This window comes from uncultured Cetobacterium sp. (genome assembly GCF_947072685.1).
In the GTDB taxonomy this organism is placed as follows: Bacteria; Fusobacteriota; Fusobacteriia; order Fusobacteriales; family Fusobacteriaceae; genus Cetobacterium_A.
Genome location: NZ_CAMTIK010000022.1, coordinates 1 through 22,084 on the forward strand (window position 1 = coordinate 1; position 22,084 = coordinate 22,084).

Here is a 22,084-nt window from a genome sequence, read left to right on the forward strand (position 1 = left end):
AGTACTTGGGGGGCAGCCCTCTGGGAGGATAGGAAGTTGCCAATCTTTTTTTTATACAAAAAAATAGGAGGATTCTTATATGAGAATACAAAAAAGGGCAAAATTGATATATAATCCTGCTTCAGGTAGTGGTAAAATTATAAAAGAGCTTGATAAAATTTTTAAAATTTATCAAGAGTTTGATTATATTATAGATATATTTAGAATTTCAAAGGATTGTATAAAAGAGGATATTTTAAAAGATATCGAATTATACGATCATTTTTTAATTTCAGGAGGAGATGGGACTGTTAATAGTTTTGTGAACCTTTTGAAGAAAAATAATAAAGATATTCCAATAGGAATACTACCCACAGGAACCGCAAATGATTTTGCTAATGTGATTGATATGCCAAAAGATATAGGAGAAGCTTGTAGAAAAATATTGAACTCTAAAGCTAAAAGTATAGATGTGGGGCGTATAAATGACTATTTTTTTATAAATATAGCGAGTTTGGGAATTTTTTCAACGATATCTCAAACAACCGACAGAACACTTATCAAAACAATGGGTAAATTAGCCTATGTCCTGAACGGAATAAAAGAGTTCACTAAGGTAAAAAAGCTTAAAGTAATGTTAGAGAGCGAACAATATAGTACAATAACGGATGTAATTTCAATATTGATATTTAATGGAAGAAGTGCAGGAAATCTTCCTTTAGCATATAATGCACTTTTGGATGATGGCTATTTTGATATTTTAGTATTGAAACCTGATTTTATAGGGGATGTTCCGGAGATGAGTGCAGCACTGATAACAAAAACACATTTAGAAAAAAAATTCCATTCTGTAAAATATTTTAAAACGAAATATTTAAAAATAGTGGGGGTTGATAATTATGTTACAGATATCGATGGAGAGACAGGTCCTAGTTTACCTGTTGAGATAGAGTGTATACACAAAGGACTAAAAGTTCTAGGAATCAGCTAAAAAAAAATTGAAAATAGTACCAAAAAAATGGTAAAATGTAATGAAGTAATAAAAAAGGGGATGTAACATTGAAAACATTTACTAGGGTTTTAAAAAGGTATTTTCAAAGTTTAAATATACCAAAAAATATAGATATATACGATGTTCAGATGGATAGTAAAAAAGTGAGTGAAAATACACTTTTCATTGCTATAAATAATGGAAATAATTATATAGAGGAAGCTATAAACAGAGGGGCTAGTTGGATTATAAGTGACAATCCAAAACACTTTTCAACGCATGAAAAAGTAATAAAAGTTGAGAGTAGTATTGAAACTCTTCAAAACTTAGCAAAATTATATAGAGCTGCATTAGGGCTTAAAGTTATTGCTATAACGGGAAGTGAAGGAAAAACAACAACAAAAGATTTAGTATTTGGAGTTTTATCAAAAAAATATAAAACAAAAAAAACGTTGGGAAACTATAACAATCAGATAGGATTACCCTATACAATACTTCAACTTCAAGATGATGACGAGATTGTAGTATTGGAGATGGGAATGAGTGCTTTAGGTGAAATTGAGAGATTGTCTGAGATAGCTGCTCCGAATTTTGGGATCATAACGAATATAGGGGATTCACATCTAGAATATTTAAAAAATAGAGATAATGTTTTTTTAGCTAAAACAGAACTTCTGAGATATATTGAAGAAAAAAATGTTTTAACTTTTGGAGACGATCCATATTTTGAAAAATTAAAGACTGTTAAGGTAGGATTTAATAAAATTAATGATTATTTAATTAAAGATTTTGTAGAAACCTATGAGGGGGGAAATTTCACATTAAACGATGAAAAATATTTTGTTCCTCTCAATGGAAAATATAACTCTATAAACGCTTCATTTGCTATAGCGATGGGGAAAAAAAATGGAATGAGTTATGAAGAGATAAGGGACTCACTTTTAAATGTATCTATAACAGGGATGAGGTTTCAAAAGATAGAGAAAGGTGAGGTTTTATATATAAATGACGCTTACAATGCTAGTCCAGTATCAATGGAAGCATCTTTAGGAGCATTTTTATCCTTACCTATAGACAGAAAAAAAATAGTTGTACTAGGTGATGCTTTGGAGCTTGGAGAAAATGAGATTGATTATCATGTTCAAATAATAAAAACAGCATTAGAATGCAATTTTTTTGAGGTCTTTGTTTATGGAGAGCGAATGAAAAAAGCATCAAATATAGTTAAATCATCAAAAGTAAAATATTTTGAGAGCAAGTCATTAATAAAAGAAAAAATAATAAGTCTAGGTTCAGTTGCAGTGCTTTTAAAAGGCTCGAGAGGGATGAAGCTAGAAGAAATAATATGTGATTAAAGGAGTAGAGGGATGCTTTATTTGTTGGCAGGATATACACCGGTACTAGAAGGATTTAAATCTATATATCTGAGAAGTTTTTTAGCATTTATATTGGCATTTTTAGTAGTTTTAGTTACGGGAAAACCATTTATAAAATATTTGAAAAAGAAAAAATTTGGAGAATCAATAAGAGAAGAGGGGCCAGTGAGTCATTTTTCTAAAAAAGGAACACCCACAATGGGTGGGTTATTACTAATTTTTGGTACTTTAATAACAAGTTTATTGGTGAGTGATTTAAGCAATAAATTTATTATTTTAATGATAGTTATAACGTTACTATTCAGTAGTATTGGATTTATAGATGATTATAAGAAATTTACAGTAAATAAAAAAGGACTATCGGGAAAAAAGAAGCTATTAGGGCAATGTTGTATAGCTTTAGGAACATGGTATTTTATAAAAACATTTGGATTGACGGGGAATAAAATATTGGACCTATCTATTGTAAATCCAATGATATCAAATAGTAATTACTATTTGGGAAGTTTTTTGATGTTGCTATTCATAGCTGTTGTATTGATGGGAACTTCAAATGCAGTAAATATAACAGATGGATTGGACGGATTAGCAATTATGCCAGCTGTTATAGGGGCAACAATACTGGGAATAATAGCATATTTTACTGGGCATACAGAGTTTAGCAATCATTTGAATTTACACTATATAGCAGGTGTTGGTGAATTAACTGTTTTCTTATCGGCGTTGATAGGTTCTGGATTAGGGTTTTTATGGTATAATTTTTACCCGGCTCAAATATTTATGGGGGATACAGGATCATTAACTTTGGGTGGAATATTAGGTGTAGTTGCAATACTTTTGAAACAAGAGTTACTGCTTCCAATAATTGGTGGAGTATTTGTTTTAGAAGCAATTTCGGTTATCCTACAGGTAGGATCATTTAAGTTGAGAGGGAAAAGAGTTTTTCGAATGGCACCGATACATCATCATTTTGAATTGGCAGGATTACCTGAAACAAAAGTGACGATGAGGTTTTGGATAGTTGCATTATTCTTGGGAATGATAGCTTTGGGAATAGTTAGAATGAGAGGAATATTGTAATGAGACCACAGTGATATCCACTGTGGTTTTTGTCGTTTAAAAATAAGGAGGATTATCTATGAAGAGAGCTATTGTTTTTGGAGCTGGTATCAGCGGAAGAGGTTCAGAGAAAACATTAAAAAATATGGGATACGAAGTGATGTTGATTGATGATAAAATAGGAATCTCTTCAAAAGAGGGGATACAAATTTTAGAAAATGAAAAAATAGATATCTTTGTTAAAAGTCCAGGAGTTCCGTACACAGATCTTGTAAAAAAAGCATTGGAAAAAAATGTAGAAGTGATCGATGATATCGAGCTTGGATATAGATTTAAAATTACAAATAATATCAGAGGTAAAATAATTGCCGTGACAGGAACCAATGGGAAAACGACAGTTACTTCAAAAATTCAAGAACTTTTAAACTTAGCGGGATATAAATCTAAAGTATGTGGAAATATAGGATTCTCATTCAGTGAAACAGTTTTAGAAAATAGAGATTTAGATTTTTTTGTTTTAGAATTAAGTTCTTATCAGCTTGAAAATATAAGGGATTTTAAAGCAGATATATCTTTAATAGTAAATTTAGCACCAGATCATTTAAATAGATATGAAACTATTGAACACTATTATAACACAAAGTTTAAAATTAAGAACAATCAAAAGGAAAATGAATATTTTTTAGTAAATACTAATTGCAATAACTCTATGAAAAGAATAAAAGACGAAAAAACTAATATAATTTATGTGGGGTTAGATAAAAATGATCACAATCAATCCGCTTGGATTGAGGACGGTTTTTTAATGCACAGAGATGAAAAAGTTTTAGATATCAACTTAGTTTCTTTAAAAGGAAAACATAATTTAGAAAATATGTTATTTATAGTTTGTGTAGGTAAGTTATTAGATGTTCCTACAGAGATTATAAGAGAGTTTCTTTACTCAACTAAAACCTTGGAGCACAGAATGGAAAATTTTTACTCTTTTGGAAAAAATATTTTTATAAATGATTCAAAAGGAACGAATATTGAGTCAACTAGATTTGCAATAGAAGCATATCAGAATCCAATATTGATATGTGGTGGGTCGGACAAAAAATTGGATTTGAGACCTTTTGCCCAAATAATTAAAGAAAAAGTAAAAGAGGTATATTTAATAGGAGAGATTGCGGATAAATTAGAGAGTGACTTGAAAGCCTTAAATTATCCAAAAGATAGAATTTTTAATTTACGAGAGTTAGAAAAAGTAGTGAAATTATTAAAGCTTAGATTGAGAAGAGATGAGGAGAATATAGTACTATTATCTCCAGCAACAGCAAGTTTTGATCAATTTAAAAACTTTGAAGAGAGGGGACATATTTTTAAAGAATTAGTTATTGCACATTTTGGATAGGAGAGTTTGTTATGAAAAAAATAATACTAACAACTGGCGGAACAGGTGGGCATATATACCCAGCTTTAGCTGTAGGGAAGAAGTTGAAAGATAGAGGTATGGAAGTAGTTTTTGTAGGAAGTACATCGAGAATGGAAAAGGATATTGTTCCGGAAGAAGGATATAGATTTATAGGTATAGATGTTCACCCATTTCAAAATTTTAAAAAATTATATTTAAATATAAAATCTTTTTTTCAATCTTTTAAAATATTAAAAAAAGAAAATCCAGACATAATAATAGGATTTGGAAACTACATCTCTATTCCAATGCTTTTTGCAGGAGTAGTTGCGAGAAAAAAGATATATTTACAAGAACAGAATGCTGATTTAGGAATGGCAAATAAAATTTTTTATAAATTGGCTAAGAAGTGTTTTTTAGCGTTTGATACAACATATGAAGAGATATCTATAAAAGATCAACACAAGTTTTTAGTTACAGGGAATCCGTTGAGAGAAGATATATATACTATGGATAAAGATGTTGAAAGAGATAGAATGAAAATAGGAAAAGACGAAAAGGTCCTGCTTATAACTGGTGGAAGTTTGGGTGCAAAATCTCTCAATGAGGCAGTGGTAAAAAATCTTAAAGATATTTTTAAAGATAAAAGTATAAGAATCTATTGGGCGACGGGAGATAAAAATTTTAACGAGATAAATGAAAAACTTGAAGATCAACAAATAAAAGTGAGCGATATAATAAAACCTTATTTTAATAATATGATAAATATAATGGCGGCAGCTGATTTGGTTGTTTGTAGAGCGGGAGCTTTGACAGTATCTGAGTTGGTTCAATTGGAAAAACCGTCTATATTGATACCATATAATTCCATAAAAGTTGGTCAATATCAAAATGCTAAAATATTGGTAGAAAATGAGGCCGCATTAGTATATAGTGACAGTAAATCTGAAGAAGCTATCGAAAAAGCGTTGGAATTGATAAAAAATGATGAGGAATTACATAAAATGAGTAGAAGAGCTAAAAATTTAAAAAAGAGCAATGCAGCTGAAAGAATAGTTGAATGCTTGGATATTTGGAGGAGTTAATGGAAAAAATATACTTTATAGGGATAAATGGGATAGGAATGAGTGGACTTGCTAAAATTATGAAGCTAAAAGGTTATGAAGTTTTAGGAGCCGATTTGACAAGGAATTACGTAACTGAGGAGTTAGAAAATTTAGGAATAAAAGTTTTTTCTGAGCACGATAAGAAAAATGTAGAGGGTGTGGACTTAGTAGTGGCATCAAGTGCTATAAAAATAGATAATCCAGAGATAGTAAGAGCCAAAGAACTGGGGATAAAGATTATAAAAAGAGGAGAACTTTTAGCTCTTTTAATGAATAAAGAAAGAGGGATAGCTGTTGCTGGAACACACGGGAAAACAACAACAAGTTCCATGTTAGGGTCACTGTTATTAGATATAGATCCAACAATAGTTGTAGGAGGAATTCTACCGGAGATAGGTTCTAATGCTAGATGTGGAAGAAATGAGATTTTTATAGCTGAAGCTGATGAAAGTGATAACTCATTTTTACATCTAACACCAGAAATTTCGATTATAACAAATATAGAAGCAGATCATTTAGAAAATCACGGATGCTTAGAGAATATAAAAAAATCTTTTGCTCAGTTTATGGATCAAACAACAAAAGAAATTTTGGTATGTAAGGATTGCTCAGAAGTTTTAGGAATGATATCGGGAAGAGAAAATATTTTGACATACAGTATCTATTCTGATGATGCGGATATAGTGGCAAAAAATATAAAGATAGTTGATTCAAAAACTAAATTTACTGTATATATAAATAAGGAGAAATTTGGAACTTTTGAGCTTTCAATCCCTGGAAATCATAATATTCAAAATGCACTTCCAGTTATTTATTTAGCAAAAAAGTTTGGAATAGACAAGAAAGTAATTGCAAAAAAAATAGTTCAGTTTAAAGGCGCTAAGAGAAGATATGATATTTTGCATAACAATAAAATAAGAATAATTGATGACTATGCACATCATCCAACAGAAATAAAGGCGACAATTCAAGGGGCAAAAACCATTGAAAAAAATAAAACAGTTGCAATATTTCAACCACATAGATACAGTCGAGTAAATTTTCTTTTAAATGAGTTTATTGGAAGTTTTGAGGGTGTGGATGAAGTTATATTGATGCCAGTGTTTAGTGCTGGAGAAAAAAATGAGTTTGGTGTTACATTGGAGAAGTTAAAAGAAAAAATAGGGCATAAACATTGTATAATAGTAGAAAAAAATGAAGAAATAGAGAAAAGAGTTATAGGAGAAAAAAATGCGGTGACATTTTTATTTATGGGAGCAGGAAATATATCTACATTGGCTCACAATATAGCGGATAATATAGGGAGAGCTGGAAATGAAATTATATAAAAATCATGTTATGAAGGAACACTCGAATATGAAGATAGGTGGAGTGGCAAAAGAATATATAGAGATTGAAAATAAAGATGAATTATTAGAGGTTATTAAAGATAAAAAAAATATTTTTATTTTAGGGAATGGAACAAATACCCTTATAAATGATGGGGTTTTGGAGACAACGTTCATTTCTTTAAAGCCGATTAATTATATAGAAGAAAAAAGTGAAGGATTAGTAGAGGTTGGATCGGGACTAGATTTTAGTGAACTTATTGACTATATGGAAGAAAAAGATTATACTGGATTAGAAAATTTAGCGGGTATTCCTGGGACCGTTGGTGGATTAGTTTTTATGAATGGTGGAGCTCATGGAACAGAGATCTTTGATAAAATATCTTCGGTAGAGGTTATAGATGAAAAAGGAATACTTAGAAAAATAGATAAAGAAAACATAAAATTTTCGTATAGAATAACTGAAATAAAAGAAAAAAAATGGATAGTTGTGAGTACAACGTTTAAATTTGATAAAGGATATCTAAAAGAGGTTGTGGACAGGTATAAATTAAAAAGAAATGAAAATCATCCATTAAATGAACCAAATTTAGGGAGTACTTTTAAAAATCCAGAAGGGTTATTTTCGGCTAGGCTTATAATTGAGGCTGGATTACAAGGGAAAAAAATAGGTGGAGCAGAGGTTTCGATGGTACATCCCAATTTCATTGTAAATAAAGGGGATGCAAAATTTGTTGATATTATTGAAATAATTAAAACCGTAAAATCAGAAGTGAAAAGCAAAACAGGAATTGAATTAGAAGAGGAAATCATAATTGTTGAAAACTAGGAGGGAAAATGAGAGTAGCAGTAGTTATGGGTGGAATTACATCGGAGAGAGAAGTTTCGCTAAGGAGTGGACAAGCGGTTTTGAACAGCTTACTTAGACAGGGATATGATGCATATAAAATAGATTTAGTAAAAGAAAATTTAGTTTCGGCATTTATAGAAAATGAATTTGATATAGCATATTTGGCTCTTCATGGAGAATATGGTGAAGATGGAAGGGTTCAATCAGTTCTAGATATGTTAGGGAAAAGATATACAGGTTCTGGGGTTACGGGAAGTGCAGTAGCAATGGATAAGATATTAACGAAAATTATAGCTAAGGACTTGGGTATTAGAATACCTAAAACATATTTAACAATCGAAGGGATAGAAGCTTATCCAGTAGTTATAAAACCAGCAAAAGAGGGTTCGAGTGTTGGTATTTATATCTGCAATACGAAGGAAGAAGCTTTAGATGCATATAAGGCATTAGAGGATAAGTACCCTTTAATAGAGGAGTTTGTTAAAGGAGAAGAGTTAACTGCGGGAATTTTAAATGGTGAAAAATTAGGCGTTATAAGAATAAAGCCAAAATCTGGAGTGTACGACTATGAATCTAAATATACAGTTGGAAAAACTGAATATGAGTGCCCAGCTCAGATAGATGAAAAAATATATGAAGAAGTTTGTGAAGCAGCTAGGAAAATACATGAAAAGCTTGGTTTAACTGGGGTTACAAGAAGTGACTTTATACTTAGAGATGGAAAAGCATATTTTTTAGAGGTCAATACTTGCCCAGGGATGACAGAAACAAGTTTAGCCCCAAAATTAGCAGGTTCTAAAGGGTATTCATTTGATGATTTGACAAGAGTGATAATTGAAACTGCAAAGGCATAAAATTAAGAAATAACAGGGAGAGATTCTTGAAAAAAGTATTTAAAATTGTTATAATAATGGCATTAACTTTCATTACAATTCAAGTTGAAAAAGATTTTAAAAATAGATCTTTTTTTAATGTATCAAAAGTTCAAATAAATGAAGTTTCAAAAAATTTACAAGAGGATTTAGAAAGAATAAAAATTGATCTTTTGGGAAAAAATGTAAATGATTTAAATTTGAAAAATTTAGAGGAGAAAATATCTAAAGATGCCAGAATAAAAAAAGTAGAAATTTCTAAGCAAAAATTGAATGAAATAACTATAGACGTCACAGAAAAAGAGAGCAGTTACTATATACAATACAAAAATAGAATTTACAGCATGGATGAAGACGGAGTAATTTTTGGAATGTTAGAAGAGTACCCAAGAAGAAGTATGCCAATACTTTTGATAAAATCGGATGATGAGAAGTTAAAACTTTTAGAAGTTATACAAAAATTAAAAGAGCTAGATTTAAAAGAAGAGATATCACAGATATATATGGAAAATAAAAATTTGATTTTTATTATTTTACGAGATGGAACAAGAGTTAAAACTCAAGCACAAGTGTCTAAAAGTAGATATAAGACTACAATGAATCTGTACAAAGAGATGATAAAAACAAAGAATATAGAATATATAGATGTGAGATTTAAAGATATACTTATAAAGGAAAAGGAGGGGAAGGATGCAAGATAATATTACTAAATTAGCTTTAGATATAGGAAATGGAAAGATAAAGTTTATTTTGGGAGAGTTGAGTACCGAGGGTCTTAAATTGAGAGTATTGGATTATTTAGAGGTTCCAAGTGAAGGAATAAAAAGATCTGTGGTTGAAGATTCAGAACTTTTAAGTGGAAGTATAGCAAAAGCGCTAAGAGAGTTAGAGCAAAGAAATGGAAGAGAGTTTGATAGAGTTTCTTTAGGAATAAGTAGTGATAGAATAATATCTAAAACCGATCACGGATGCATTGATTTTGATGAAAAAGAGGTTTCAGCTCAAGATATGTACAGCCTAGTTGAGCTTGTAAAAAAGAATATTCTTAAAGATGATGAAATCGTTATTGAACAAGAAACTTATAACGTGAGAGTAAATAGTTCTGGAATTTTAAAAAATCCGATAGGACAAGTAGGGAGAAGTATTCAAGGAGATGTCCATCTGATCACTATTAAAAAAGATGAGTTAGAATCCTTAGCAGAGGTTGTAAATAAAGCGGGATTAGAGATTGAGGATATATTTTTAAATGCATCAGCTTCGGCAAAATCGACTCTGGAGTATGAAGATAGACAGATGGGAGTGGCATTAATTGATATTGGTGAGGGAGCTACGGATATAGCCATATATAAAAATGACAAAATAATATATACAAAATCATTATCTATTGGTGGAATGCACTTTGTGAATGATATAAGTTATCTTTTAAAAATACCTAAAAAAGAAGCTAAAGAGATTCTTGAAAAAATGAGAAAGAAAGAGTACTCAAATGGTAAAATGAAGACAGCTAATGGAGAGTACAATTTAGAAGAAATAAAAGAGATTATCGATGCACGTACAGGAGATTTAATAAACTTTATATCTAAAACTATAGAGGAGTCTGGATTTAATGGGTACCTTGGGAAAGGGCTAGCATTTACAGGCGGTGCTGTTTCAATAGATGAGATATTTAGCAAGGTTGGAAACAGAATGGAGTGCGCTGTTAGAAAGGTTTCACCGTTTCCGTTGAGAGGGTTAGAAAATGTTAATCCTTCGATGTCTACATCTATAGGAATTTTACTCAATAAACTTGAATTAGAGTTTAAAAGAAGAGATGAAGTAAATATAGAGATGTTAGAAAGTGAAAAAATTCAAATGGAAGAGGAATTTGAAGAAAATATCCAAATCCCATTAAATGAAAATATTTTTAAACAAGAGGATTTTGAAGAGGAATTTGAAGAAGAGATTAAATCGGATAAAACTTTGAATAAAATAAAAAAATGGATTTCTAATTTTATATAATAAGGAGCTGTGTTAAAATGTTTAATAACGAGTGTGAAGTTAAGATAAAGGTAATAGGAGCAGGAGGAGCAGGAGGGAATGCTCTTAATGACATGATCGCAGCAGGAGTCTCTGGTGTGGAGTATATAGCAGCAAATACAGATGCTCAAGATTTGAATAACTCTTTGGCAGATATAAGAGTTCAATTAGGAGAAAAATTGACAAGAGGGCTTGGAGCTGGAGCTGATCCAGAGGTTGGTAAGCAAGCTGCAGAAGAAGATGTGGAAAAGCTAAGAAATCTTTTAGAAGAAACAGATATGTTATTTATAACAGCAGGAATGGGTGGAGGAACAGGTACAGGTTCAGCTCCAGTAATTGCTAAAATAGCAAAGGAAATGGGAGTTTTAACAATAGGAATCGTAACTAGACCATTTTCTTTTGAAGGAAGAAAAAGAAAAACAAATGCAGAATCAGGGCTTACTAATTTAGAAAAGCATGTGGACTCTTTAGTTATAATACCTAATGATAAACTATTTGAATTACCAGAAAAGACAATAACTCTTCAAAATGCTTTTAAGGAAGCTAATAACATTTTAAAAATTGGTATAAAAGGAATTGCAGATTTAATGATAGGTAGAGGACTAATAAACTTAGACTTTGCAGATATAAAGGCAACTATGTTAAATTCAGGTGTAGCAGTATTAGGATTTGGAGAGGGTGAAGGTGAAAACAGAGTGACAAAAGCTACAGAAAAAGCTCTATCATCACCACTTCTAGAAAAATCTATAATGGGAGCAAGCAAAGTTTTAATAAATATTGCAGGGTCTTCAAATTTAGGACTTATGGAAGCGCAAGCTATAGCTAACATAGTTAAAGAAGCTGCTGGAAAAACAGCAGAAGATATAATGTTTGGAATTACAGCTGATGAAAGTTATGGGGATAAAATTCAAGTTACAATAATTGCAAATAGTTTTGATGATGAAAAAGAAAAAACAGAATCTTTTATAAATGTTGAGAAAAAAGTAGAGGTTATAAAAGTAGAAGAAACAGCCGAAGTTAGAGATGAGTTAGATTTACCACCTTGGATTAGAGCGAGTAAATAGAGAAGTGTTAGAATAAAAAAACTTGTAAATTTATTTATTTTATGATATTATAAATAATACCCTGCTCATAATCATTAAGTATTTTGGGCTAAAACCATAGGGAGGAGGTAATAAAATGAAAAAGTATGAATTAATGTTCATAATCAATCCAACTATATTAGAAGAAGGAAGAGAAACTGTAATAGCTAAAGTTAATACTATATTAACTAACGCTGGAGCAACTATCCTTAAATCTGATAAGTGGGGAGAGAGAAAGCTTGCTTATCCAATCGATAAGAAGAAAACAGGATTCTACGTACTAACTACTTTAGAGATGGACGGTACTAAGTTAACTGAGGTTGAGTCAAAGCTTAACATAACTGAAGAAGTTATGAGATACATGGTAGTTAAGAACGACTAATTAAACTAAAGAAGACGTTTATTCTCAAATAAGGAGGTTATTAGAATGGCAGAATTCAGAAGAAGAAGAGCTAAATTAAGAGTTAAAGCTGAAGAAATCGATTACAAAAATGTTGATTTACTAAAGAGATTCGTATCTGACAAAGGTAGAATCAATCCTTCTAGAGTAACAGGAGCTAACGCTAAGTTACAAAGAAAGATAGCTAAAGCTATTAAGAGAGCTAGAAATATCGCTCTTATTCCATATACAAGAGTAGAGAAGTAAAATTAATGAGGTTGAAGATTATTCTTCAGCCTCTTTTTTTTATGATTTTTTAGCGTGGATACAGTAAATCGTTATTTTTTTCTTTTACAAAAATAAAAAAAAGACATGCTTTTTAAATAAGCTGTCTTTTTTTATTAGGCATTATTTGCTTAATATTTTTCTAAGTCTTGCACTTAAAGTATCTGCATTTGCCTTAAGAATTTGCATAATTTCAACTTCATTAGCACTCTTTAAAGTCTTTAAAGATTTAGTACAAACTTTAACTTTAACAGTAACACCGTTGATAACAATCTTAGTAGTTTGTAGGTTTGGCTTCCATACTCTTCCCGTTACTCTATGAGAGTGAGAAATTTGATTTCCGAAAGTCATTCCTTTTCCAGTAATTTCACATCTTTGCATTATATTACACCTCACTTTCATTATAAACATGCAAATAATTATACCATTCCTTAAAGAAAATTTCAAGTGATTTTTTAAATTATTTAGGATAGTTTATAAAAAACATTAAATATGATATAATAAATATGAAAAATACATGGAAAAAGGTGATTGATAATGAATATTCATAGTTATAAAGTTTTAGAATTTAATAAACTTAGAGAAGAGTTAGCACAGTATATGGCAATTGAAGAAAATCAAGAGAAAATTTTAGAACTAGAACCAATTAGAGATATCAATTTTTTAAGAAAAGAGTTGGAGATAGTTAGAGATTTTATGGATTTTTTAAGATTTGATGGTGGATTTGAGCCTAATGGAATGAAAGATGTTGCGACAATAACTAAAAAAGCTCAACTTATGGGAATTTATCTGGAAACAGAGGATTTGTGGGCTTTAAATATCAATCTTAGATTGTTTAGAATTTTTAAAGGAAGATTGGAAACTCTTGAAAAATACAAAGAGTTGAGAAATAGATTTATGAACCTTCCAACTTTAAAAAATATAGAAGATCTTATTAATAAAGCTATCGATCCAGAAAAGAATATAAAAGATGACGCATCTCTTGATTTGAGAGAGATAAGGATTCAGAAGAAAAATACAGTGGCAAATATAAAGAGAAAGTTTGATGAAATATTTACAAATCCAACATATTCAAAAGCTATCCAAGAAAAGATAATAACAACTAGGGATGGAAGAAGTGTAATACCCGTTAAAACGGATTTCAAAGGACTTCTGAAAGGAATAGAGCACGATAGATCTTCAAGTGGGTCTACGGTGTTTGTAGAGCCTATTTCGATTGTTTCTTTAAACAATAAAATGAGAGAGTTAGAAGTGAGGGAAAGAGAAGAGATAAGAAAGATTTTGTTAAGATTAACAGATCAAGTAAGATTGAACACTCCTGTGATAAATGAGATAGGATCAGCACTTTTATATTTGGACGTATTGAATGGAAAGGCACAATATGGAATAGAAAAAAGATGTTCAATGCCGGAAATTAACAATAAAGAGATGGTATCATTGGTAAAAGCTAGACATCCGTTTATAAATCCAAATGTAGTAGTACCGTTATCTTTCGAAATAGGAAAAGGTTATAATACGTTACTTATAACAGGACCAAATACTGGTGGAAAAACAGTGGCACTAAAGACTGCCGGTCTTTTGACTCTTATGGCGCTATCTGGAATTCCAATTCCTGCTGACGAAAAAACAAGTATTGGATTTTTTAATGGAGTTTATGCAGATATAGGAGATGAGCAAAGTATCGAGCAATCGCTATCTTCATTTTCTGCTCATTTAAAAAATATTCAGGAGATATTAAATTCAGTAACAAAAGCTTCGTTGGTACTTTTAGATGAGCTTGGATCAGGAACAGATCCTATGGAAGGATCGGCGTTTGCAATGGCTGTAATTGATTACTTAAAGGATAAAAAGTGTAAATCAATGATTACAACTCATTACAGTGAGGTTAAAGCGTATGGTTATAATGAGGTAGACATAGAAACTGCATCTATGGAGTTTGATGTAGAGACGTTATCACCAACATATAGACTTTTGATAGGGGTACCTGGGGAAAGTAATGCTCTAACAATCGCTAAGAGGCTTGGTATTTCAGAAGTTATAATTGAAAGAGCAAAATCCTATATAAGTGATGAAGATAAAAAAGTAGAAAAAATGATTTCAAATATTAAAGATAAATCTTTAGAGCTAGAAACTATGCAAGCGGAAGTTGAAGAGTTACGAACTAAAGTAAAAAAAGATAAAGATGATTATGAAGAAAAATTGAGAGTTTTAGAAAAAGAGAAAAATCAGATTTTAAAAGAGGCTTATGAAAAAGCCGATAAAATGATGAGAGAGATGCAAAATAAAGCTGCGGCTCTGGTAAACAGAATTCAAAAAGAGGATAAAACAAAAGAGGATATGAAAGATGTTCAAAAAAGCTTAAATATGCTAAGAACAACTCTTCAAGAAGAAAAGGCAGAAACAGTAGAGATTAAAGCTAAAGTTATTAGAAAAATTGAATATAAAATAGGGGATAGAGTATTTGTAAACAGTATCAACCAGTACGCTATTGTAAATAAAATAAACTTAAACAAAGAAACTTTAAATATTCAAGCGGGAATTTTAAAATTAGAAGTATCTATGGATGATGTAAAAATTGTTATTGAACCTAAGAAAAAAGAGTATAAGCCAATAAATACCCATACAAAAACTAGAGTGAAGTCAGAGGTGGATTTAAGAGGTAAACTTGTTGATGAAGCTATATATGAGCTAGAAACTTATATGGATAGAGCACTTATGAATGGATATCGTGAAATCTATGTAATTCATGGAAAAGGAACGGGAGCTTTGAGAACAGGTGTTTTAGAATTTCTAAAAACTTCAAGATATGTTAAAGAATTTAGAACTGGAGGGCATAACGAGGGAGGAATTGGATGCACTGTTGTAACTCTAAAATAACTCTTATTGTAGCTGCTGCTGGTTCTGGAAAAAGAATGAAACTTGGATATCCAAAGCAATTTTTAGAAATAGATGGGAAGCCTCTATTTCTAAAAGTTTTGGAGTTAGCTGAAAATATAAAGGTAATTGCTGATGTAATAGTGGTTACTGGTGATGAGTTTGTAAAATACATAGAGAATGAATGTTTTAAAAATGGAATTCATAAAGTTTCTAAAGTGATTTCTGGTGGAAATGAAAGACAATATTCTATTGAAAAAGCATTGGCACATTGTTCAAATGATAGTATAATAGCTGTACAAGATGGCGTGAGACCTTTTTTAAAAGAAAACTATTTCACAGATGCTCTGGAGATTTTGAAAAACGATTCTATGGTTGATGGAGTGGTTGTGGGAGTTCCACTAAAAGATACAATTAAAAAAATAGATTTGGAAGGATTTGTAGTGGAAACTCCTAAGAGAGAAGAGTTTATAGCTGTTCATACACCGCAGATATTCAGAGGTGAGATTTTGAAAAAAGCCTATTTAAAAGCTAAAAACGAAGGTTTTTTAGGGACGGATGACTCTTCATTAGTCGAGAGAATAGGCGGTAAAGTTAGAGTTTTAATAGGGGATTATGATAATATAAAAATTACAACAGTTGAGGATTTAAAACATCTTTAGAATGGAGGAGTAAATGAAGGTTTTTTTAGCCCAAACCAAACCGTGTTTAGGAGATATAGAAAAAAATTTAAAGGGTATGATTGAGATTATAAATACTCAAATAAAAAATAAAGGTGACTTAGTTGTTTTTCCGGAACTTTCTTTAACAGGATACCTTTTGGAAGATTTAGTTTTTGATGTGGCGATAAAAAGTGTACCTCAAGAACTACTGGAGCTTTCAAAAAAAATATCGATAGTATTTGGTGCCGTTGAATTAGGGGAGGACCTGTATCACTACAACACGGCCTATTACCTAGAGGATGGAGAGGTGATACATAGACATAGAAAAGTGTATTTGCCAACATATGGTCTTTTTGATGAAGGAAGATATTTTAAAGATGGAGATAGAATAAAAGCATTTAATACTAAACATGGTAGAGTTGGAATGTTGATATGTGAGGATGCTTTTCATCAGAGTAGTTCTTATATATTGGGACAAGACGGAGTTGAAACGATATTGGTATTAACAAATAGTCCAGTTAGAATTACAAATGAAGGATTAGAAATAAGAGAATTGTGGGAATCTATATGTAAATCTATAGCTGTGGGAAATAGTTGTAATGTGGTTATGGTAAATAGAGTTGGAATTGAAGATGGAGTAAGCTTCTGGGGTGGAAGTTTTTCAGTTTTACCGTCTGGAACAATAAATAAAAAACTTTCATTGATGAATGAAGACGGGGAAACAGTTGTTTTAGATAAAAAAGAGATTGTAAAAGTTAGATTTGCATCGGGATCAAGTAAAAGTGAAAAAATAGATTTGGTACTAAATGAGCTTGTTAGAATAAAAAAAAGTAGATAAATTTATTAAAAGGAGTGCCGATGAAAAAAACTTTGAAAGTTATTGCAGGTGTTTTTATTGTTATTTCAATAATTGGTGGAATATTTTATGGGAGTAAAGAGAATCCAAGAGTTTATTTGAGTGATAGAATAAATATGGCGTATGTAAATGAAAATATAAGTAATAAAAATTTTAAAAATATAATTGAGCTATTAAGCAAATCAGGAGTTTCTGTAGATAGTGGTGTAGAAAAGGGATTAGGGTATGTAAATGGATTGTATATACTCTCAGACAGCAGCTTTATAACTTCTAACAAATCTTTTGTTGGGATTATAGATTTTGGGTATAAATACCCTATCGTAGCCTTAAAAATTGAAGATTATTTTGATAAAGATCAAAATTTTTATATTTTAAAAGATCAATATAGAAAAAAATATTTAAAGGGTGAAAAACTTTATCTAAAAGTGGAAAAAGGAAATTTTATAGTTGCTCAAAGAGAAAAAGATATTCAAAGAATCCTAAAAAATGAAAAATACTTTAATCAAAGTCTTTTAAAGATATTAGATAGAGAAAAAGAGAAGAATTTAGGAATGTTGATAGTTAATTTAGCTAAAAGTCCTTTGGCTGGATTTAATGAGTTGGTAATGACAGGAGAGGTAAATAAGAACTCTGAAACAATATTAACTGTGAATATCGGCGGAGAGAATGATATTATAAAAAGTTTTAATGGAATAAAAGGTGATGGACTTTCAGGAGAGAGAGTTTTAGAAAAAAATAGGTTACATTTGAGAAGTTCTCGTGAAACAGAGTTGAGATCATTTTTATTTTTTCTAAACTATTTTTTAAAAAATAGTTTTATAGACGGACTTTCATCAAAAATTTATATAAATAATGCTGAAAATATAACGGATATAAAATTGATAGAGGACGGAACAGCAACTAATGTAAACATAGAAGAAAAACAGTTTGTATATGGAAAAATAGATATTAAAAATTTCCAAGGGAAAATAATAGGAAATACAGATATAATTGGTATTGCTGAAAATAATAGGTTGGAGATAAAAACAATAATCAATGAAGAAACCGCTTCAAAGCTACTAAAAGACATGAAATAGGAGGATCAAAATGATAAAGATATATAATACTCTAAAGGGAGAGCTAGAGATATTTAAACCTTTAAAAGAGGGAGAGGTTTCAATGTATGTGTGTGGGCCTACAGTCTACAACTATATTCATATAGGAAATGCAAGACCTGCTATATTTTTTGATACGGTGAGAAGATACTTCGAATTTAGAGGATATAAAGTGACGTATGTTCAGAATTTTACAGATGTAGATGATAAAATGATAAAAAAGGCGAATGAAGAAGGTGTAACGTTAGAAGATATAGCAAAAAAATATATTGATGCATACTTCGAAGACACTGCTAAAGTAAATTTAAAAGAAGAGGGTATGATTAGACCAAAGGCTACAGAAAATATTGGTGAAATGATAAAAATAATAAAAACTCTTATTCAAAAAGGAAATGCATATGAATCTCAAGGCGATGTATATTTTGATGTAAATAGTTATAAGGCTGAATATGGAGAACTTTCAGGACAGAGTATAGATGACCTTCAAAGCGGAGCACGAATAGATATTTCAGACATAAAAAAAAGCCCATTAGATTTTGCTCTTTGGAAAAGTGCAAAGGAGGGAGAGCCTTACTGGAATTCGCCTTGGGGAAAAGGGAGACCGGGATGGCATATAGAGTGTTCTGCAATGTCAAATAGGTATTTAGGACCAACATTTGATATTCATGGTGGTGGACAAGATTTGATATTCCCACATCATGAAAATGAGATTGCTCAGTCAAAGTGTGGAACAGGTGGAGAATTTGCCAGATACTGGATACACAACGGATATATAAATATAAAAGGTGAAAAGATGTCGAAGTCTTTAGGAAACTTCTTCCTATTGAGAGAGGTGCTTGAGCAGTTTGATGGAAGAGTTGTGAGATTATTTATACTGAGCTCACATTATAGAAAGCCTATAGATTTTTCTGACAATGAATTGATTCAAAGCAAAGCAGGGCTAGAGAGAATTGAAAATGCCATTTCAAGAGCTAAAGAAAGATTGACAGAAAAACCGATAGAAAATGGTTCGACTTTGGTTGAGTTAAAAGAGGTATTAGAAAGTTCAAAAGAAAAATTTATAAAATGTATGGATGAGGATTTTAATACAGCAGGTGGTTTAGGAGCTGTTTTTGAACTTGTAAAAGAGTTGAACAAATCTTTAGAAGAGGTTAAAATTTCAAAAGAGGGGTTTGAAAAGCTAGAAGACACTGTAGAATATATAAGAGTTGTGATGGAGGAAGTGTTTGGAGTTTTATTGAAGGTAGAGGTTCAAGTAGGGAATATGACAACAGATCTTGTAGAATTTTTATTGGAATTGAGAAGAGAAGCAAGAGACAATAAAGACTGGGCATTTTCAGATAAAGTTAGAGATAGACTCTTAGAGATGGGAATAAAAATAAAAGATGGAAAGGAAAAAACAACATGGTCAATTTAGATGTTCGTGAAGCTAACGGACTGGTTTTAGCGTACTTAGGAGATGCTGTTTGGGAACTTTCTATAAGAACGCATTTTATAAATAAAGGTTACAATATAAGAAATTTAAATAAGCTTGTAAAAGAACATGTGAATGCGCAGGCTCAAAGTAGATATTTAAAGAATATAATTGATACACTGGATGAGGAAAAATTGACTATTGTAAATAGATCAAAAAATAGTAATATAAAAACTTTCCCAAAATCTTGTAGTGTTATGGAATATAAGGAAGCAACAGCATTTGAAGCTTTAATAGGGGCTCTTTATACAGAGGGAAGAATAGAAGACATAAAAAAAATAATCGAGATAAACTTAGGTTAAGGAGTGATATTGAGTGGGATTTAAATTTAAATTACCTGGATTTAGTAGAAGTATAGGAATTGATTTAGGAACAGCTAATACATTGGTTTACAGTAAAAGACATGGGAAAATAATACTGAACGAACCTTCAGTGGTAGCGGTAGAAAGAGAGAGTAGAAAAGTTTTAGCTGTGGGATATGAAGCTAAAAACATGCTAGGAAAAACACCGGATTCTATAGTTGCAGTAAAACCATTGAGTGAAGGAGTTATAGCTGACTACGAAATAACAGAAGCTATGATAAAGTATTTTATAAAAAAGGTTTTTGGAAAATATTCACTATTTATGCCAGAAGTTATGATTTGTGTTCCCATAGATGTAACTGGAGTAGAGAAAAGAGCAGTTCTAGAGGCAACATTATCAGCAGGAGCTAAAAAAGCTTATTTAATAGAAGAAGCGAGAGCGGCGGCACTGGGATCAGGAATAGACATATCAGCTCCTGAGGGAAATATGATAGTGGATATAGGTGGAGGATCTACGGATGTGGCTGTAATATCTTTAGGTGGAACAGTTGTAAGTAAAACAATAAGGACTGCTGGAAATAATTTTGACATGGATATTATAAAATATATAAAAAAGACACATACACTTTTGATAGGGGATAAAACAGCGGAGAGTATAAAAATACAGATTGCAACAGCTATTCCTCTAGAAGAGGAAGAAACAATGACAATAAAGGGAAGAGATTTAATAACTGGACTTCCAAAGTCAGTGACAGTTGGGTCTGAAGAGATAAGAGAAGCTATAATGGATTCACTTATGGAAATTGTAACTTGTGTTAAGGATGTTCTTGAGAAGACACCGCCTGAGTTGGCAGCAGACATAATCGATAGAGGAATTGTTATGGCTGGTGGAGGTTCTTTGATTAGAAATTTCCCTGAACTTATTTCAAAACATACATCTTTGAATGTGAGGATTGCTGAATCACCACTTGAAAGTGTTGTAAAAGGAGCAGGAATGGCTCTGGATCAAATATCTATTTTAAGAAAGATAGAGAAGGCAGAGAGATAATGTTTAAAGATTTAGTTTCCAATGAAAAAGCTAAAAAATTCTTACAAAATGAATTGAAATTTAGAAGAGAAGCGGGAACATATCTTTTTTATAGTGTGGATAGAGAACTCTTGAAAAAATTTGCAAAATCTTTTGCAAAAGGATTGAACTGCTCAACTTATGAAGATGATTTTTGTGGTGTATGTGAAAATTGTATAAGAATAGAGAGCGAAACTCATGGAGATTTAGAGATAATAGAGGAGAATGGCGGAATAAAAATAGACCAAATAAGAGAGTTGAGTTATAAAAATTCAATTAACTCCTATGAAGGCAAAAGTAAGATTTATATAATAAGAGATGTTGAAAAGATGAGAAAAGAATCTGGAAATGCTCTTTTAAAACTGATAGAGGAGCCAAATAAAGGGAATTTTTTTATTCTTCTTTCAAATGGGCTAAATATTCTTCCCACTATAAAATCTAGATCAATTCTGTTGAATATTCAGGCTGAAACTCCAGAAGAGTTGGGTGTTTCTAAATTTGAATACGATTTTTTTCTGGGAGATTCAAAAAATATTGAAGAGTATAAGCGCACTGAAATTATTGATTTGAAAGCTGGAGCTTCCTATCAAGAGATAGGAAAAAAAATAAAATTATGGTTAAATACAGGGACTCTTTTGGATAAAGCTGAAATTTATAAATCTATAAGAGATTTTATAAATACAAAAGAGTATCTTAATACGGTGGATAAAATATATTTTGTTGAAGAGATTATGCAAAGTGGTGCAGATAGAGAATTGTTGAAAGAGATAATTAACTATGCAGTTTCAACAATAGGAAAAAACTCTAAAAATTTAGAAAAACTTCTTGAATTAAAAAAGATGATGAGAAGTCCCATAAATATGAAAAACTTTTTACTGATATTTTTTTCAGAGTTGTAAGAAAGGTTGGCAAAAAGCCAACCTTTCTTTTGTTTTATAATAAAATAATATGTTTTATAGATAAAACATTCATAAATAATATGTTTTTTTCGAAAAGAGGGTTAAAATTAATTGAAAAAAGTATTATAATATATACAATCA

At 30.9% G+C, this 22,084-nt stretch carries 22 protein-coding genes; 21 read left to right on the plus strand and 1 reads right to left on the minus strand.

Annotated features, from left to right (window positions below):
• Positions 1-79 precede the first annotated feature (79 nt).
• From Q0V67_RS08160 to rpsR, 13 genes are all read left to right on the plus strand, one after another.
• Positions 80-970, plus strand: coding sequence for a YegS/Rv2252/BmrU family lipid kinase (locus tag Q0V67_RS08160; protein WP_297598592.1), 891 nt, complete (start codon positions 80-82; stop codon positions 968-970).
• 68 nt (positions 971-1,038) lie between these two features.
• On the plus strand, positions 1,039-2,325 hold the full coding sequence (gene murF, locus Q0V67_RS08165) for a UDP-N-acetylmuramoyl-tripeptide--D-alanyl-D-alanine ligase (protein WP_297598594.1): 1,287 nt from the start codon (positions 1,039-1,041) through the stop codon (positions 2,323-2,325).
• Positions 2,326-2,337: 12 nt separating this feature from the next.
• Positions 2,338-3,426 (plus strand): phospho-N-acetylmuramoyl-pentapeptide-transferase, encoded by a 1,089-nt coding sequence (gene mraY, locus Q0V67_RS08170; protein WP_297598596.1) that lies wholly within the window; start codon positions 2,338-2,340, stop codon positions 3,424-3,426.
• Positions 3,427-3,484: 58 nt separating this feature from the next.
• Positions 3,485-4,798, plus strand: a complete 1,314-nt coding sequence (gene murD / locus Q0V67_RS08175; protein ID WP_297598598.1) for a UDP-N-acetylmuramoyl-L-alanine--D-glutamate ligase — start codon at positions 3,485-3,487, stop codon at positions 4,796-4,798.
• Positions 4,799-4,809: 11 nt separating this feature from the next.
• Positions 4,810-5,883, plus strand: a complete 1,074-nt coding sequence (gene murG, locus Q0V67_RS08180) for an undecaprenyldiphospho-muramoylpentapeptide beta-N-acetylglucosaminyltransferase (RefSeq protein WP_297598600.1) — start codon at positions 4,810-4,812, stop codon at positions 5,881-5,883.
• Complete coding sequence (gene murC / locus Q0V67_RS08185; RefSeq protein ID WP_297598602.1) at positions 5,883-7,232, plus strand: UDP-N-acetylmuramate--L-alanine ligase; 1,350 nt, start codon at positions 5,883-5,885, stop codon at positions 7,230-7,232. The genes murG and murC overlap by 1 nt, the downstream gene beginning before the upstream one ends.
• Positions 7,219-8,061, plus strand: a complete 843-nt coding sequence (gene murB, locus Q0V67_RS08190) for a UDP-N-acetylmuramate dehydrogenase (protein WP_297598604.1) — start codon at positions 7,219-7,221, stop codon at positions 8,059-8,061. Before murC ends, murB begins: the two co-directional genes overlap by 14 nt.
• Before the next feature lie 8 nt (positions 8,062-8,069).
• Positions 8,070-8,936 (plus strand): D-alanine--D-alanine ligase, encoded by an 867-nt coding sequence (locus Q0V67_RS08195; RefSeq protein WP_297598606.1) that lies wholly within the window; start codon positions 8,070-8,072, stop codon positions 8,934-8,936.
• Positions 8,937-8,962: 26 nt separating this feature from the next.
• Positions 8,963-9,655 (plus strand): cell division protein FtsQ/DivIB, encoded by a 693-nt coding sequence (locus Q0V67_RS08200; RefSeq protein WP_297598608.1) that lies wholly within the window; start codon positions 8,963-8,965, stop codon positions 9,653-9,655.
• The gene (gene ftsA, locus Q0V67_RS08205) at positions 9,645-10,952 is read left to right on the plus strand and encodes a cell division protein FtsA (RefSeq protein WP_297598610.1); all 1,308 of its coding nucleotides are present in this window, start codon (positions 9,645-9,647) and stop codon (positions 10,950-10,952) included. Before Q0V67_RS08200 ends, ftsA begins: the two co-directional genes overlap by 11 nt.
• A 17-nt stretch (positions 10,953-10,969) precedes the next feature.
• Positions 10,970-12,034 carry a cell division protein FtsZ gene (ftsZ, locus tag Q0V67_RS08210; protein WP_297598612.1) on the plus strand — a complete coding sequence of 355 codons (1,065 nt, stop codon included), beginning with the start codon at positions 10,970-10,972 and terminating at the stop codon, positions 12,032-12,034.
• 115 nt (positions 12,035-12,149) lie between these two features.
• Positions 12,150-12,434: a 30S ribosomal protein S6 gene (gene rpsF, locus Q0V67_RS08215; RefSeq protein ID WP_297598613.1), complete on the plus strand. Its 285-nt coding sequence runs from the start codon at positions 12,150-12,152 to the stop codon at positions 12,432-12,434.
• Positions 12,435-12,479: 45 nt separating this feature from the next.
• The gene (gene rpsR, locus Q0V67_RS08220; RefSeq protein WP_297598615.1) at positions 12,480-12,698 is read left to right on the plus strand and encodes a 30S ribosomal protein S18; all 219 of its coding nucleotides are present in this window, start codon (positions 12,480-12,482) and stop codon (positions 12,696-12,698) included.
• A 141-nt stretch (positions 12,699-12,839) separates the two neighbouring features.
• Here the strand turns inward: rpsR and rpmB are convergent, their stop codons facing one another.
• Positions 12,840-13,097, minus strand: a complete 258-nt coding sequence (rpmB, locus tag Q0V67_RS08225) for a 50S ribosomal protein L28 (protein WP_297598617.1) — start codon at positions 13,095-13,097, stop codon at positions 12,840-12,842.
• 156 nt (positions 13,098-13,253) lie between these two features.
• On the opposite strand from rpmB, the gene Q0V67_RS08230 reads away from it, so the two are divergent.
• From Q0V67_RS08230 to Q0V67_RS08265, 8 genes are read left to right on the plus strand one after another with little or no spacing between them, the layout of a single operon-like run.
• Entirely contained in the window at positions 13,254-15,593 is a 2,340-nt protein-coding gene (locus Q0V67_RS08230) for an endonuclease MutS2 (protein WP_297598618.1), read from the plus strand.
• Entirely contained in the window at positions 15,569-16,252 is a 684-nt protein-coding gene (ispD, locus tag Q0V67_RS08235; protein WP_297598620.1) for a 2-C-methyl-D-erythritol 4-phosphate cytidylyltransferase, read from the plus strand. The genes Q0V67_RS08230 and ispD overlap by 25 nt, the downstream gene beginning before the upstream one ends.
• 13 nt (positions 16,253-16,265) lie before the next feature.
• A complete protein-coding gene (locus Q0V67_RS08240; protein WP_297598622.1) occupies positions 16,266-17,090 on the plus strand; it encodes a nitrilase-related carbon-nitrogen hydrolase in 825 nt (274 codons plus the stop codon).
• A 20-nt stretch (positions 17,091-17,110) separates the two neighbouring features.
• The gene (locus Q0V67_RS08245) at positions 17,111-18,184 is read left to right on the plus strand and encodes a hypothetical protein (RefSeq protein ID WP_297598624.1); all 1,074 of its coding nucleotides are present in this window, start codon (positions 17,111-17,113) and stop codon (positions 18,182-18,184) included.
• A gap of 10 nt (positions 18,185-18,194) precedes the next feature.
• Positions 18,195-19,619: a cysteine--tRNA ligase gene (gene cysS, locus Q0V67_RS08250; RefSeq protein WP_297598626.1), complete on the plus strand. Its 1,425-nt coding sequence runs from the start codon at positions 18,195-18,197 to the stop codon at positions 19,617-19,619.
• Positions 19,607-19,978: a ribonuclease III domain-containing protein gene (locus tag Q0V67_RS08255; protein WP_297598628.1), complete on the plus strand. Its 372-nt coding sequence runs from the start codon at positions 19,607-19,609 to the stop codon at positions 19,976-19,978. Before cysS ends, Q0V67_RS08255 begins: the two co-directional genes overlap by 13 nt.
• A gap of 13 nt (positions 19,979-19,991) precedes the next feature.
• Entirely contained in the window at positions 19,992-21,026 is a 1,035-nt protein-coding gene (locus tag Q0V67_RS08260) for a rod shape-determining protein (RefSeq protein WP_297598630.1), read from the plus strand.
• Positions 21,026-21,943, plus strand: coding sequence for an ATPase (locus Q0V67_RS08265; RefSeq protein WP_297598632.1), 918 nt, complete (start codon positions 21,026-21,028; stop codon positions 21,941-21,943). The genes Q0V67_RS08260 and Q0V67_RS08265 overlap by 1 nt, the downstream gene beginning before the upstream one ends.
• Positions 21,944-22,084: the final 141 nt, after the last annotated feature.

Coding starts and splice junctions, on each gene's coding strand:
- Q0V67_RS08160 (WP_297598592.1), top strand. CDS start 80: ATGAGAATACAAAAAAGGGCAAAATTGATATATAATCCTGCTTCAGGT.
- mraY (WP_297598596.1), top strand. CDS start 2,338: ATGCTTTATTTGTTGGCAGGATATACACCGGTACTAGAAGGATTTAAA.
- murD (WP_297598598.1), top strand. CDS start 3,485: ATGAAGAGAGCTATTGTTTTTGGAGCTGGTATCAGCGGAAGAGGTTCA.
- murG (WP_297598600.1), top strand. CDS start 4,810: ATGAAAAAAATAATACTAACAACTGGCGGAACAGGTGGGCATATATAC.
- murC (WP_297598602.1), top strand. CDS start 5,883: ATGGAAAAAATATACTTTATAGGGATAAATGGGATAGGAATGAGTGGA.
- murB (WP_297598604.1), top strand. CDS start 7,219: ATGAAATTATATAAAAATCATGTTATGAAGGAACACTCGAATATGAAG.
- Q0V67_RS08195 (WP_297598606.1), top strand. CDS start 8,070: ATGAGAGTAGCAGTAGTTATGGGTGGAATTACATCGGAGAGAGAAGTT.
- ftsA (WP_297598610.1), top strand. CDS start 9,645: ATGCAAGATAATATTACTAAATTAGCTTTAGATATAGGAAATGGAAAG.
- ftsZ (WP_297598612.1), top strand. CDS start 10,970: ATGTTTAATAACGAGTGTGAAGTTAAGATAAAGGTAATAGGAGCAGGA.
- rpsF (WP_297598613.1), top strand. CDS start 12,150: ATGAAAAAGTATGAATTAATGTTCATAATCAATCCAACTATATTAGAA.
- rpsR (WP_297598615.1), top strand. CDS start 12,480: ATGGCAGAATTCAGAAGAAGAAGAGCTAAATTAAGAGTTAAAGCTGAA.
- rpmB (WP_297598617.1), bottom strand. CDS start 13,097: ATGCAAAGATGTGAAATTACTGGAAAAGGAATGACTTTCGGAAATCAA.
- Q0V67_RS08230 (WP_297598618.1), top strand. CDS start 13,254: ATGAATATTCATAGTTATAAAGTTTTAGAATTTAATAAACTTAGAGAA.
- ispD (WP_297598620.1), top strand. CDS start 15,569: ATGCACTGTTGTAACTCTAAAATAACTCTTATTGTAGCTGCTGCTGGT.
- Q0V67_RS08240 (WP_297598622.1), top strand. CDS start 16,266: ATGAAGGTTTTTTTAGCCCAAACCAAACCGTGTTTAGGAGATATAGAA.
- Q0V67_RS08245 (WP_297598624.1), top strand. CDS start 17,111: ATGAAAAAAACTTTGAAAGTTATTGCAGGTGTTTTTATTGTTATTTCA.
- cysS (WP_297598626.1), top strand. CDS start 18,195: ATGATAAAGATATATAATACTCTAAAGGGAGAGCTAGAGATATTTAAA.
- Q0V67_RS08255 (WP_297598628.1), top strand. CDS start 19,607: ATGGTCAATTTAGATGTTCGTGAAGCTAACGGACTGGTTTTAGCGTAC.
- Q0V67_RS08265 (WP_297598632.1), top strand. CDS start 21,026: ATGTTTAAAGATTTAGTTTCCAATGAAAAAGCTAAAAAATTCTTACAA.